Here is a 14783-nt window from a genome sequence, read left to right on the forward strand (position 1 = left end):
CAACAACCTAAACAAACAACAAAAAATGAAAAGAACAATTACACAATTACTTATCCTACTTAACAGCCTTTTATTTGCACAGGCGCCAAAACTATATGTGCATATTGTTTCACACAATGAGCCATCAGACAACCTACAAACACAAATTAATTATACAAAAGCCAAAAACAATGCCTTGCAAATGGCAAATATTGTTGACACCAAAAACGTTAAATGGAATCTACAAACATCAGATGGGTTTGTATTAGGCGCTCTTCAATATGACAATGGTGGAACAACAGCAAATGATATTTTTGAAATACTTGCTAGTACCCCTTATAACGACAACATTGAAATAGATCCTCGCTCCAAAAATATGAACGGCAGAAACATTGCTGACCAATGGTACTTGCTGGATTCTCTGGGTGCCAACCCTACACACCACTTGGGAGGATGCATATACGCCACTACAAACGCCACGCTTCAGCCTATTGATTGGTTGCAATACAGAAACCCCATTATTGGAAATGTATTTGGCAACTCTTGGCAATGTTCTATGATAACAGGTGCAGGAAGTTATCCTCCACATAGCAATGACTTAAATGATTTCGGCATTTTTAAACCTGACACAACAACTAATTTTTACAATCACAATCCAGCAAAAAACTTATGGTGTATGGGAACAGGATGTGCTCCGGTGCTAGACTCATTAGACAACGAACAAGATATTATTGATTTAATTCAAGGGCAAGTAGATAGTATTCAACAAGGATTATGGCCGGGAAATAAATTCTATGTTACTCGTATAATGACAAATCAAAGAGAATATGGCCCATTATTTTTTCAGAAAATAAACAAAGTAATCGATTCGTTAAACGCAATTGGCTCAAACAAACTAGAATGGGCTACCATAAGCGAGGTGTTTACTGCATTTCAAGCATGGCAACAAACTCCGGCTGATTATAGTCAATGGCTTTGCGGACAAACAGCTACAGGCATTGTCACTACAACTCTCCTGCAAGATGCGTTTACAATTTCCCCAAATCCATCTAATGGAGTATGTATGGTATCTGCAACCGATTTTAACAAACACGAAATTGTCGTTTATGATTATTTAGGAAAAAAAATAATGGATGCCACATTAACACAAAAATGCGAATTGAATTTAAGTAATTTAAACAGTGGAATCTATCAGCTTTTAATTGACGGAGCATTTATAAGCCGCATTGTAAAAGAATAAGACACATACATCTGCTTTATTATAATTTGTCTATTCAATTTTTATTGCCAAATAGCCCTTGGCGTTATTGTGGATTTGCATAATAAATGCGATATTTGCATCCATAAATTTTATAGATTAATAATAACAATTAAAAAAAACAAAAAATGAAAGCTAAATTTTTAGTAGTATCTGCTGCAGCTGCTGTAATGGCACTATCAGCTTGTAAACATGGTCCTAGTGCTGAAACAATGAAAGCTGTTGCTGATTTTGGTACAAACTGGACAACTTTAGGCTCTGAAGCTACAACATGGGCTGCAGACTTAGAAAAAGCAATTGCTGATTGTGATGCAGAATGCAAAAACCACGAAACAATGTCAATGGAAGGCATGAGTGAAGAACTTAAAGCAAAGGCTGCTGAAACAGCTAATGCTTGCAAAAGCGACAAGTCTTCTTTCGAAGCAATGAAAACTGAGTGGGATGCATTTAAAACTTCTTGGGAAGAAAACACAGCTGCGTTTACAGCTATGCAAGAAAAAATGAACAAAGGTGAAGTTGACGAAGAAACTGCTAAAAAACAATTAGCTGAATTGACTACAAAAATGGAAGAAAGCAAAGCGAAAGTTGAAGGATGGAAAGTTGCTTTTACTGCTGCTAAAGAGTCTTGCATGAAAAACATGGAAGCTAGCGCAAGCATTAAAAAAATGGCTGAAGAAGAAATGGCTAAAGCTCCTGCAAAAAAGAAGTAATTAATCGTTTTAAATTATAAAAAAAGGTGCGCCAATTTGGTGCACCTTTTTTTGTTAGTAATACAATCAAATAACTATTCTATCCAAACATTTCTTAAACCAAACGGTATAGTTTTGTGGATATCGCAACACATCTTGCTTAACCAACTCCAATGACTCGTACTTCCATTCCGAAGCCTCCTCAGTATTTATAACGGGAGCATCATTATACGTACCAATAAAAACATGGTCGTACTCATATTCAAATAAATTATTCTCCAGTTTAGCATCGTATATAAAACTGAAGGACCTTTGAAGCGAACACACAAATCCCATTTCTTCTTGTAATCTTCTAGTAGCTGCATTTATTGTTGTTTCATTTGGCCTAGGATGCCCACAACAAGTGTTTGTCCAAAGCCCGGCCGAATGGTATTTTGTTACAGCTCGCCTTTGAAGTAGAAGTTCTTTTTTATCATTGAAAACAAAAATAGAAAATGCGCGATGCAATAATTTTTTCTGGTGCGCTTCTATTTTTTCGCAAACACCAATTTCATTATCAAGCTCATCAACTAATATTAATTTTTCTTCTGTCATTTTAAATAATTCCATTTATAAATAAGAAAGCCTGCTGGTGCAGGCTTTCTTATTTTAATTTTATTTCATTTGCTGCTTTTAATAAAACAAGCAAGCTAAATAATGGTTCGTTACGTACTATAGAACTTTTACCTCTACACGTCTGTTTATCTGATTTTCTGCTTCCGTACATTTGGTAGCATCTTTACAATTATTCAACAATTTAGTTTCGCCATATCCCTTCGGAATTAAACGACTCTTATCAACACCTTCGCCAACCAAATAATCAAAACATGTTTGTGCACGAGCTTGAGATAGTTTCATATTGTATGCATCTCCACCAGCGGCATCCGTATGTGCACTTAGCTCAACTCTCACCTCTGTGCTCTCTTGCAATACACTAATTAAATTTTCAAGTATAGCATACGATTCTGAACGAAGCGATGCTTTATTGTAGTCAAAATAAATATTATCAATTCGGATAACAGTATTCTTCTTCATTACCGGAGTCATATCAAACCCTGTAGATTCAAGCTCTGCCAACACCTGCTTGCGAGATGGCTTTCTTTTTGAATCTGCGGTAGGCACAAATATTTCTCTATCTTGATAACCATCTTTTTTAAATACAAATTTGTATTCTTTCTTAGGATCGGATAAAAAATTAATACTTCCATCATCCGCAGTAACTATTTGTTTTAAGAAAACCGGCTTACCATTTACATACTCGTACACATCAATAGATACACCGGTAATAGGTTTTTTAGTAATTCTGTCTACTACTTTTCCTGAGATAGTATCAATAATTATTTTTTGGTTAAAATAGTACACTCTATCGTATCCGTGGGTTCCTTCTCTGTTGGATGCAAAATATCCTTTGTTTCCTTTCTCATGAAACACGATAGAAATATCGTCTTTAGAAGAGTTGAAAGGCTTGCCCATATTTTTTATATTTTTCACATCCTCTCCAACCAATACACCTTCGTATAAATCATAACCACCAAAACCTATTCTACCTTTGGATGCAAAATAAAATTTGTCTTTTACTACTTGCGGGTAAATTTCATCTTCTGCCGTATTCACGCCTTCGCCTAAATTAACAGGCTTAGTACACGTAGAGTCAGTTAAAAATTGGCATTTGTACAAGTCGAATCCTCCAAAACCACCAGGCATATTGCTTGCAAAATAAAGTGTTTTCCCATCTTCGGATAGAGCAGGAAATGCACAATCATACTGTACGCTATTGATGTTTAATACATTCAACTCTTCCCAAACACCTTCTTTGTTTTTACAGGAGTAAATCCCTAAAGTAGATAATCCGGATTTGTTTACACCTGCTTTATCAGCCTTGTTTACAGAGAATTTTTTATACCGGCTTCCGTTTTTCGAAAAATACAATGTCTTTCCATTCTTAGATAGACAGGGCGTAGCATCGTAATAAATTTCATTTATTTTATTGAAAGTGTATTCTTTTTTATTGAATGTTAATGAATCTTTTTGAGGAACAAAAACGATATCGTAATACACCGTTTCCATTTTAAACTCATTCCCCAATGGAGACGCAAAAATTAATCCGTTATTGTAAAACTCCATTCCCATGTATCTACCACCGGTTTCTAAATTGGTAAGGAACGAATTGAACTCCTTTACCGAATCTTTATGTTGGATAGCCCAATTGCATTTTTCTTCAAATGTTTTTTGCACCAATGGTCCTTTCCCAGATTTTTCTACATACTGCTGATGAATGGCTTTTGCATCGGCATACTTCTCATTGTTTACCAATATTTGAGCATAGTTGTAATAAATATCAGGAGTTGCATCACTTTTAAAAACCATCAATTTAGAGTACCATTTTTCTGCATTTTCGTAATCAAAAATACGTCTGTAGCATTCTGCAATTTGCTTGTTTACATAGTAATTTCTTGCAGCAGCAGGGTCCTTTACCATCTCTAAATACTCATCTAGCGCTTCGTAGTATTTAAATTCTTTAAAATAGTTATCGGCTGATTTAATTTGTTCTTTACTCTGTGCTTTAATTGAAGCAAAAAAAGAAACGAATGTAAAAAGAGCGAGAAAAATTTTTTTCATAATAAGTATTTGGGTGTTATTTCTAAAAACCTTCTATACAACTCGCAACTATTTTATTAGCAAGGGAAAAGGTCTATTAATTGGGTATAAATATAATTAAAATCTTGGGGCAAAAGGACGAACATTTAGTTTCTCCTCGTTCATGCTAAAAATAAGCATAATTTCATGGCTGCCGGAGTTGTAATTTTTAAGATTAGAGAATCCTAAATCATACGCATATCCTAAACGTATTTTTGATGTAATAGCTGCATTAGCAAGTATTACCAACTCTTTGCTGCTTCTGTAAGAAAATCCGAAACCATATTTTTTCAAATAAATAGCTTGCGCGTTTAAGTCAACTTGCAACGGAGAGTTGTTTACGTTTTTAATCATGGTAGATGCACCGATATCAAATTTCTCGGAAATTTTAAATAAATATCCACCTTGAATGTAGTAGTGAAAATCACTTACATTAAACTGAGTTTGACCTTTGTAAGCATTTTGAAACTCAACTTTATTTTCTAATAAATTATTGATGGCAAGTCCCACGTAATATTTTGGCGAAAAATGGTAGGTACCAAAACGAAAATTAGGCATTACAAAAGTGGGTGTATTACCTGTAAAATAAGGGTCATTAGGTTGATCTGTATTTACAGCAGCAAAATTACTTTGCACAAAATTTACATTAGCAGCCAATGCAAAAGCTAAATACTTAGATTCAGCTACTTGCACCCTATAGGCGTAATTTCCGGCTAATTCAAACGCTTTATTCACGCCAATTTTATCATTCATGATATTTATACCATAAAAACTTTTCTGACTCTTTCCGGGCAATGTAAAATTCAAGCCTGTAGTAGTAGGCGCACCATCAAAGCCAACCCACTGGCTACGATGAAAAATAGCCCCATTCATAAAATTATTATTTGCAATAGCTGCAGGGTTTACAAATGCTTGATGCAACATGTATTGGGACATGTTAAATCTATTTTGTGAATAGGATGTAATAGCAATAGCTAAAAACAAAATAGAGCCTAGTAATACTTTCTTCATAATATTTTAGTTTTCGTTACACAATATATCAATAAAACTTAGATATCTCAAGTACATAGTTACCTTTTCTGATGTATTCTAAAATTAGGACTATCACCTAAAAAAAATACAATGATTTGACTATCAGTACTGTTGTTTGCTTTTTGTAACAATATTCAGCATAGCTATTCACCGTTTTATTAATCTACTTTGTTCCAATTTACACTAATAACAATTTAATTTCCACCAATTTCTTTCTAAAAATGAGCAAATACTCCAACCTTTAACCAATGCAAATACACACAACTGGCTGACTATAAGTATTTTTTGTCAAAATCGCATAAGTTAATTCGGTAAGCATACTGTTTATTCATTTTAATTTACCTAATCACACTCACATGTCCCACATAATTGTGGCGTTTGCCAAAAATGTCTGTTAGTTGTACTTTCCAGACATACACATCCTGTTGAACAGTTTCTAAAATATTATTGACTCTGTCATTCCATGTTTGAGCTGTTTTAGGTAAATAAAGATGTATTTTTCGAGTAACAACAAACGGCTTTAAAATCATTCCATATTCTTAGCGTAACACGGTAACATATCCAACTTTGGCTTGTTTATTCTCTTTAGCGTTGTCTGTAGTTATGATTTTATAAACAAAAACTTCGCTTTCAGCCATACCTCCATTGTATTGCCCGTCCCATCGTTCGCTTAACGATGTCAACGTTTTTATATTTTCTCCCCACCTGTTATAAATTTCACACTTAAGTTCTTTCATGCACGTATACTCTACACCCCATGTATCATTTACACCATCACCATTCGGAGTAAAGCAGTTAGGAATATATAGTGTACTAATAAAATCTTCCTTAACTTCTATTTGCTTTTGTGTGGTATCGAGACACCCTAAACCACTTTCTACAATAAGTGTTAAACTATAGGAACCAATCGATGGTAAGCTAAGTGTTAAATTACGGTCGAATGAAATTGGTTCTGCATTTAAATACCACTTATTAAAATATTCGTTTATTGAATGGTTTATTACAAGCGAAGAGAAACTACACAGCGAATCTATTACTATTATATCAAAATCAGCAATGGGTTTTGTCATAGGTGATATTGTTTGAGAATATGTATTGACACAGTTATTGGTATCTGTTCCAATAACTGTAACTAGAGTCGAAGAATCTATTTGTAATTGGAATACATTCCCAGAAAATACATTATTGGGTGTAATCCAACTATAAGAACTTGCACCAACTCCATTAATAGTAGCATAACTCCCTTGGCATACATTCAGCGCTTGAAATGAAACAACTGGAAGTTGATTTACCAAAATAGTTTTAACCGCTGTTGCTGTGCATCCATTACTATCGGTTGCAAGCAAGGAGTAGGTGGTTGTTGAAGCGGGCATACTACTTACAACATTTGAAGTAGAACCATTAAACCATGTTATATTATAATTGCCGGATACACTCATGCTTATTGTGCCTCCAATACATATTTCGTGTACAGAAATAATAAACGGTGTAGGCAATGGATTTACAACAACAGATGCTGTAGTATCAGAAATGCAGCCATTTGAGTCTGTTCCTGTTAGCGTATAAGTAGTAGAAATAGATGGAGCAACTAAAATAACAGAAGATGAAGCACCATTAGACCAACTGTAGGCTAGAGCTCCAGCAGCTGTTAAGGTCGCTGTATTGCCATTACAAATGGCAACAGAATTAATCAAGAGAATAGGTAAAGGGTTTACTACAATATCAATACTATCAGAATTACTGCAGCCAAATTGATTGGTAACTGTAGAAGAGTAAATTCCAGATGTGCTTACAACTATGGCACCTAACGTATCTCCTGTAGACCACCAATAGCTACTTGTAGGGGATTGAACATTAATAACAACTGTATTCCCATTACAAAAACTTGTATCATTTCCAAGATTTACAATGGGTTTTGGATTTACGTTTACTTGAAGTGTGTCATATAAGGTATCGCACGGCAAGTATATAGACAAAACATACAGAGTGCTTGCATTTGGGCTTGCTTTAGGATTAGCAATAGCACTATTACTTAAACCACTTGTAGGCGACCAAGAATAGGTATTATTGGACGATGCTGTTGCTACACCAATTGAAATGGAGTCCCCCGCACAAATAGAAGTATCACTTATCGTGTAATTATAATTTATAGCGGAAACAAAAAAACGATTGTATGTATTAGGCAACCCTAACTTACTTTGTTTACCTGCTAACGCAATAGCATTAACAAATAGCCCAGGAGATAAATAATTATTGGGAGAAGACAACTCAGATATTGTGCCTGAATTACGCTCTGCTATATATAATTTCCCATTTGAGGCTTCCTGTATTAAACCAGGCTGAAATGGTAAAACAACAGAATTAATTGATGTAGCAATGTTTGTAGCAAACCTATCAAAGCCGTGCAAAGTATATGTTCCAGTATACTGAGTAAAATAAATTTTAGAATCATCGGGAGAAAAGGAAGCACCATAACAAGAAACATTCGGTAATAATACTCGCATATTAGAAGCAGCACCTGTTTGATTATTAAAATCTACAATGTGAGCACCACGATAGCTAGCACATGGAAGTGTGCCTGCGTTTGCTATAAGAATACTTTTCCCATCTTTTGATGCTGATATTGCACCATTTCCAGGAGCACAACCAACACCAAAGCCACTTACCACTGGCGTACAACTTACTTGACATGAAACATGAAATGCATAAATATTGCTTGTGGGTTGATGTTGCGTAATTATCCAATAATCATGGCCATTTGAGTGTATAGCAGCAGTAACTTTTTCATCTACCGAATCGAGCAATTGAATTTTATTTGAACCAGAAATATAATTACACTGAGTAGATAAAAAACTGGTGTCAATATCTCCAAACCCACCATTTAAATTCATATTTACTACTGTGTAATACAATCCATCCCACTTGCCTTGTGGACCTACATTAGGAAAGGAACTAGCTCCATCTGTGGTAAATACAAAATACTTATTAGTGTCGCCAATAAAAGGAGTTATTAATGCAGACTGGGTAGAACTCTCATCTCCTGAAAGCATTTTATTCCAAGATGTTCCGTCTGCAAGAGACATTTTCGTATGATTTTTATTCCAAATAATTCGACCGTCAGTATAAAACAAAAGTTGACCAACAGAATTAGAAATAGAAGCACAGCCCTCATCAGTTGCCATTTGGCTGTTTACTAATGGTATAGGAAAACCACTATTGAAATCAAGTCCAGCATTCTGCCCAAAATACCAAACATTAGACTTATTGCTATTTTGGGCTCGTGCAAAACAGAATACTAGTATATATAGTATAATAAGAAGGGGAAGTTTAATAGACCTTATAATCATTATGTTTCTAGCTATTCAAATTATTCAAACATTTTACTATCAATATAATCTCTTTTTAATAAACTCTCCACCCATTTTCCATTAAAAAAAGGCTACAAAAACACGCAAAAACAAAACAAAACACTGTATATCAACAGAATAAGAAAATTAAGATAAGGTTACACAAACAAGCCCTTGTTGAATAAAACCAAATAAAAAACACGTTGAAAGTAATTTATGCTTTAAGTATCCTTACTCAAAAAATATCCAATTGAAACCTAAAAATCTAATAACTAATTTTTTTAATCTTTAAGACCTCACAAGTGTTGTCTGTATTAATTGCTAAGGCAATGGAATTTATATCTATACACGTTACATCTAAAACCAGTTTTCCTTTTGAAAAATAGGAACACTCATTAGGCACAGCACGAGCTCTTCCAAAGGCATCTATTAATTCTAGTTTAGCTCTTTTACAAGAAAAATCTTGATATAAATAGATATAAATGAGTCCACCTTCAATATCATATAACACTTGATTCTTTTGTATTTTAGCTATTTCAACCCATTTGATTGTAGAATAAAAAAACTCTCCATCAAAATCGGTTTGTTTTAATCTATAATAGAAAACCCCTTCAATTATATCAAAATCTTGGTATGAATAATTGTTTATCACAAAACTATTCCCCTTCCCTTCTAAAAAAGCTATAGGTTTAAAATTCATTGCATCAATAGACTTTTCTAGTGTAAAGTAGTTATTATTTAGTTCGGAGTTTGTAGTCCAGTTAATTTGAACGACTTGATTCATTTTATTACTTACAGAAAAATCTGTCAATTCAATTGGGAGCCCCAAATTTACTGGACACGCTTCACCACAAGGAGGAATTCCTGTATCTAAATTTAACGTTGCAGAAACATGATCAATTTGAGCAATAGCAGTTCCAGAACCTGTCCCCCTTTTAACAGATATCGCGATTCCAAAAAATGAAGAAGTTACATCTACCGGATTACCACAATAATCCATTAAACTAAATGTATATGTACGATACGTATCAGAAGTTGGCCAATTTGCTCCAGAAGCAGCATTACAAGGGGCTTGAATTGCTCCATTTACCAATAATCTTACTTGGTCATCAATGATATTAGGAGTACTTCCATTAGGATTACTAATCTCAATTGAAAACGTTATTGAACTAACAAAACAGCCTCCTGGGACTGTAAAGCCAAAATTTCTAGCTATGATGTAATCTGTATAATTACCAGATGATGCTAGATTAGATGTATTAGATGCGTAACTATTATTTGACGTAGCTAAATTAGTTGAATTCGACCACCCTGAACTGGAACCACTTCTTGCTAAAACTTGTATTGTTGATGGGTCATTGGGACCAATTGTAGAGCAAGAAAACACATCAATTGTATACATTAAGAAAACTAAAAACACAACAAAAAAAAACCTCATAATATAAATATTTTAATTTTTGCTTATTAATCATTTTACATACAAAACACCAAAAACTACTCGTTAATACTTCTTAAAATCAAAGCTTCAACTAGCACTCAACTGAATAAAAAACACACCTGTATAAAACTATAAGCACTCGATTTATTATTGCCAATAAGTTGTGCAGATAAAATCCATAGTTTTACTTTAATAGTACTTTATGATTTATAGAAAATCAAAATCTCCTACCCTTTATCAATCAATGCAAATTGGACTTATTTAAACAAACCACCATTGGCAATATTTTATAATTTTATTTCCTGTTAATAGTTTGTTTCATCTGCAATTGTTGTTCCAAAATAAAGTTGAAGGTTTAAGTCGAGTTAGACATTAAAACTCCCCAACTTTTTAAACCTTCTAACTTTTTATTGTTTAATTATTTTCTTCACTTCTTTATTCCCATTCGCAATAACTTCTATAAAATACATTCCTACTGGTAGTTCAGAGATGTTCACGTTTGTTTCTGTCTCGGTAAGTGCAATTGTTCTTATGGCAACTCCACTGTAGTTATAAATTGTAGCTGTAGTATTCTCTGTGCTCTCTACCTTAATTGTTACAAAATCGGTAGCAGGATTTGGATATACCGATACGTTCATTGAACTTTCTTCCAAACCTGTTTTATAGGCTACACTGTTGCTCTCTTCTGCTTGTTCTTCGGGTGATAAGGCACTGCCACTAAAAGAATATTTAATCATGGCAGGACGATACATTTCAAATGTTATGTTCGGATTTATCAAATTATTGGCTCCCGAATAAAGTAGGTTAAACGATCCGTGAAGTTCTATTGATACGAAAAGACTATTTTTATATGTAAGAATTTGCGCATTTTTATACATCAAATCTCCTGAGTAAGCATTTGCGTTATAAATAGGATTATTCCATTTAGTTACACCATTAGACGTACTGTATTTTATTAGATGTGGAATGGTTTTATTGCTGGCATATAATTCCGAATATAAAAGTATTGGATCTCCATCTGTATCTACTTCTAAATCGTTATTTGTTAAATAATCAGAAGTTGCATTATGCGATCTGCTCCAAATATAGGAGCCTGCTGGGCCGTATTTTGCAATGTATACTTTATTAGATACTATCTTATTGGTTGCTACAACATCTGGGTTTATATCGATTGGTGAATTTGTATAAGCACTTACAAATATATTACCAAGCTTATCAACTTCTACTTTTGCTGTTTCAAACAAATTATTGGTTACACCACCATCAATAGCTTTGGCCCAAACAAAATTTCCAATGCTAGTATATTTAGCAATACAAATATCTTCTAAACCATCACTTCCTTGCGTTGTAACATTTGAAACAGAATTAGATGGATCAAAGTCTATATAAGAGTTTGAACTTGCAGAACCTTTTGAAAAAATCCCACCTACTATAATGTTTGAGTATTTATCTAAATGAATAGAATTTAAACCAAGTTGATTTCCTTTTGCCTCAATTTTTCGAGCAAATAAAAATTGTAACGAGGAACTAAATTTCAATAGTACAGCATCATTACTTTTTACTTTTACAACACCAGAAGTTCCATTTGCAAAGTTTATATTGTGTGAGCCATTACCTTCAATGTATCCTATATTTAATATCGCAAATAAATTACCGTATTTATCCGATTTAATATCGCTTAGATGTGCTTCACTTGGCATAGTATTAAGAGGAAGATCTAACGTTTTGGCTATTGTACCATTTTCATTGAGCTTTAAAACATATAAGTTGGAGCGATTATATATTGATGAAAACTGTTTACTTTCATACTTAAATTTTCCGGTATAAAGTCCAGCTACATACATTCCTTTCGAGTTACCAATATTGCAAATTGCATTTGCTTCTACAGCAGAATTATTACCATTTATAACATACTTTTTCGACCAAAGGTATTTTCCTGCTGAGTTACTTGCGTATGAAGCCAAAAAGGGGGTACCCAAACTATAAGGTATTGAGCCCTCTTCCATAAAGTCGAAATCTACACCAGCTATATTAGGTTTGTCGAGACTAGGATTAATCAATGCTTTTGAGACATCCGGATTCACATCAATTGCATCTTTTGCGTATCCAATTCGTATCCACTGATTTGATACTGAATCGATAGCAGATTCACCCCAATACATGCTGACATGAGGTTGTGGTGCGTATCCATTATCGGATGCAACTTGAAATTGAAATGAATTTTTCCAATCTACAGTAGCTTGAGCATTTACATTTTGTTTAGTGTTTGCTGCCAATAGCAATGCTAGCGCAGCTAGTTTAATTGTTTGCTTTTTCATGGTTTTGGTTTAAGTTTATAGTTGTTATAGCAAATTTTCATAAAGGCATAATTAGTATTCCAGTTCACCGGTTTATTAATGTTTTAACCTAACCCTAACTAACAAACCAGCAAACTGGCAAACTAATATTACTTATTGTTTAATTACTTTCTTTACTTCTTTATTCCCGTTCGACACCACCTCTACAAAGTACATTCCTGCTGGCAGTTCAGATATATTCACTTTTGTCTCTGTTTCGGCAAGAGCAATAGTTTTTACTGCTACTCCACTGTAGTTATAAATTGTAGCTGTAGTATTCTCTGTGCTCTCTACCTTAATTGTTACAAAATCGGTAGCCGGATTAGGATAGATAGCCACATTGGTAGTAGCTTCTTCTACTACTGTTTTGTACGCTATGCTGTTGTTTTCTTCTGTTTGGTCTTCAGGTGATAGGGCGGAACCGGATAGAGTATATTTTATCATCACATCTTTATAATCTGTAAATTGAGCTGCGGCAACACCAAATTGATTGTTAGAGAGAATTGCAGCTTCTTTATAATGCACTCCAACTGTCATTGCAGATAGTAAATAGAAACTATTTTTGTTTGCTAAAGCAGTAAGACCAAACATCCAAGTATCTTGATTTAAAGATCCAACTGTTGGAGATATTCTATTTTTCCAAATTTGTGCAAATGAGTTAGTAGTGCTATTAGTTTTGAGTTTAAACATATACAAGCTATTATCAAAAAACACTGTATAATAGATATTTCTCCTTGAGTCTATTGTAAAATCAAATTCGCCAGAAGTGCCAACAAGTAATGGCTTTTGTTCTTGATACATTCCTAGATAAGCACCTTGTTTATTATATTTTGCAACATACATAATAAGCATATTGGTTGCATTATTAATACTAGTAGTGCCGTTATACTGAAAATACTCTCCTTGCTCAAGCAAACCTGCTATATAAATATTACCCATATTATCGACTTTCATTTTTGTTTTATTAAACATGTACATAGGTTCGGTTTCAGAGTGTTTCAGTATGTTTGACCAGCTATAATTCATATTAGCAGAATATTTTATGAGAATTACAGATTGATTATGCAATTCATAATTAACAGCTGGTAAACTTTGCATACCACTTTGTTTACTATCTAAATCAACAGTAAATGTGCCCCCGTCTTGAGAAGCCGATGCTTTTAGTATAATGTTTTTACTAGCATCAAAGCTCACATCCTGTATATGAAGACTCAAACTATTTGATACAATCTTATTGTGATTTAAATAATTTAAATTTTTATCGTATTTAACCATAAAAACTTCACCATCTAATGCTGTAACACTTTTTACTCCTGCTCCCGGATCTAAATCTAATTTGCACGATTCTGCTTCAAACACTACTAGCAGGTTCCCATTAGGATCAACGGCTATTTGGGAAGAATATATACGAGATTGATTTGTAACATTACCAATAGGCTTAATAACAGCAGATTTTAATAGAATGCCTTTCTCATCTATTTTCATTAGTAAAATATCATCAGGATTACTTGAATGTAACGTGGGATTAAACGTACCATTAAATACTTTGGTTCCATAGGAAATTTTTCCCGAAAAACTAGCACTTACATATAACCCCTTTTGAGCGCCAATAGCTTCTATATCCTCAATGATAGGTGTTCCCCATTGATTGAACCCTTTTAGCTCATTCGCCCACTTGTATTTACCAGAGTTAGCATCGTAAGCAGCAATTGTATAGCCTTCTCTAATAGCTTTGCCGGCAGATGGGTCAACATCAAAATTTATGATTGTAAAACTCTCATCGTACTCATCGCTACTATATCTGTAAATTTGATTACTTAGCGTATCAAGTACACCATTTGAAGCAACCCGCTCTTCTTCATTTTGAGTATAGGGAGTTGCATCAAATACATTTCTCCAAGCTACCGTAGCCTGTGCGTTTACATGTTGTTTAGTGTTTGCTGCCAATAGCAATGCTAGCGCAGCTAGTTTAATTGTTTGCTTTTTCATGGTTTTGGTTTAAGTTTATAGTTGTTATAGCAAATTTTC

Annotated in this window: 10 protein-coding genes; 2 read left to right on the forward strand and 8 right to left on the reverse strand. The window is 33.9% G+C overall.

Features of this window, described 5'->3' with window-relative positions; genetic code table 11:
* Positions 1 to 25: 25 nt before the first annotated feature.
* Together J0M08_01380 and J0M08_01385 are read left to right on the forward strand one after the other, a co-directional pair.
* Positions 26 to 1219, forward strand: coding sequence for a T9SS type A sorting domain-containing protein (locus J0M08_01380; GenBank protein ID MBN8701692.1), 1194 nt, complete (start codon positions 26 to 28; stop codon positions 1217 to 1219).
* A 146-nt stretch (positions 1220 to 1365) separates the two neighbouring features.
* Positions 1366 to 1947, forward strand: coding sequence for a hypothetical protein (locus tag J0M08_01385; protein MBN8701693.1), 582 nt, complete (start codon positions 1366 to 1368; stop codon positions 1945 to 1947).
* Positions 1948 to 2013: 66 nt separating this feature from the next.
* Here the strand turns inward: J0M08_01385 and idi are convergent, their stop codons facing one another.
* The 8 genes from idi to J0M08_01425 all read right to left on the reverse strand — a co-directional run bounded on the left by idi (position 2014) and on the right by J0M08_01425 (position 14744).
* Positions 2014 to 2520, reverse strand: a complete 507-nt coding sequence (gene idi, locus J0M08_01390; GenBank protein MBN8701694.1) for an isopentenyl-diphosphate Delta-isomerase — start codon at positions 2518 to 2520, stop codon at positions 2014 to 2016.
* Positions 2521 to 2637: 117 nt separating this feature from the next.
* Positions 2638 to 4584, reverse strand: coding sequence for an OmpA family protein (locus J0M08_01395; protein ID MBN8701695.1), 1947 nt, complete (start codon positions 4582 to 4584; stop codon positions 2638 to 2640).
* Between the two features lie 96 nt (positions 4585 to 4680).
* The gene (locus J0M08_01400) at positions 4681 to 5613 is read right to left on the reverse strand and encodes a type IX secretion system membrane protein PorP/SprF (protein MBN8701696.1); all 933 of its coding nucleotides are present in this window, start codon (positions 5611 to 5613) and stop codon (positions 4681 to 4683) included.
* Positions 5614 to 5972: 359 nt separating this feature from the next.
* Positions 5973 to 6164 (reverse strand): hypothetical protein, encoded by a 192-nt coding sequence (locus tag J0M08_01405; protein ID MBN8701697.1) that lies wholly within the window; start codon positions 6162 to 6164, stop codon positions 5973 to 5975.
* A gap of 9 nt (positions 6165 to 6173) precedes the next feature.
* Positions 6174 to 8816 carry a gliding motility-associated C-terminal domain-containing protein gene (locus tag J0M08_01410; GenBank protein MBN8701698.1) on the reverse strand — a complete coding sequence of 881 codons (2643 nt, stop codon included), beginning with the start codon at positions 8814 to 8816 and terminating at the stop codon, positions 6174 to 6176.
* Between the two features lie 430 nt (positions 8817 to 9246).
* Complete coding sequence (locus J0M08_01415) at positions 9247 to 10419, reverse strand: hypothetical protein (protein ID MBN8701699.1); 1173 nt, start codon at positions 10417 to 10419, stop codon at positions 9247 to 9249.
* Between the two features lie 407 nt (positions 10420 to 10826).
* Positions 10827 to 12737, reverse strand: coding sequence for a T9SS type A sorting domain-containing protein (locus tag J0M08_01420; GenBank protein MBN8701700.1), 1911 nt, complete (start codon positions 12735 to 12737; stop codon positions 10827 to 10829).
* 132 nt (positions 12738 to 12869) lie between these two features.
* Complete coding sequence (locus J0M08_01425) at positions 12870 to 14744, reverse strand: T9SS type A sorting domain-containing protein (protein MBN8701701.1); 1875 nt, start codon at positions 14742 to 14744, stop codon at positions 12870 to 12872.
* Positions 14745 to 14783 lie beyond the last annotated feature (39 nt).

It is taken from the genome of Bacteroidota bacterium (assembly GCA_017303975.1).
Lineage (GTDB): Bacteria > Bacteroidota > Bacteroidia > JAFLBG01 > JAFLBG01 > JAFLBG01.

Coding starts and splice junctions, on each gene's coding strand:
- J0M08_01405 (MBN8701697.1), bottom strand. CDS start 6,164: ATGATTTTAAAGCCGTTTGTTGTTACTCGAAAAATACATCTTTATTTA.
- J0M08_01420 (MBN8701700.1), bottom strand. CDS start 12,737: ATGAAAAAGCAAACAATTAAACTAGCTGCGCTAGCATTGCTATTGGCA.
- J0M08_01380 (MBN8701692.1), top strand. CDS start 26: ATGAAAAGAACAATTACACAATTACTTATCCTACTTAACAGCCTTTTA.
- J0M08_01395 (MBN8701695.1), bottom strand. CDS start 4,584: ATGAAAAAAATTTTTCTCGCTCTTTTTACATTCGTTTCTTTTTTTGCT.
- J0M08_01415 (MBN8701699.1), bottom strand. CDS start 10,419: ATGAGGTTTTTTTTTGTTGTGTTTTTAGTTTTCTTAATGTATACAATT.
- J0M08_01410 (MBN8701698.1), bottom strand. CDS start 8,816: ATGGCAACTGATGAGGGCTGTGCTTCTATTTCTAATTCTGTTGGTCAA.
- J0M08_01385 (MBN8701693.1), top strand. CDS start 1,366: ATGAAAGCTAAATTTTTAGTAGTATCTGCTGCAGCTGCTGTAATGGCA.
- idi (MBN8701694.1), bottom strand. CDS start 2,520: ATGACAGAAGAAAAATTAATATTAGTTGATGAGCTTGATAATGAAATT.
- J0M08_01400 (MBN8701696.1), bottom strand. CDS start 5,613: ATGAAGAAAGTATTACTAGGCTCTATTTTGTTTTTAGCTATTGCTATT.
- J0M08_01425 (MBN8701701.1), bottom strand. CDS start 14,744: ATGAAAAAGCAAACAATTAAACTAGCTGCGCTAGCATTGCTATTGGCA.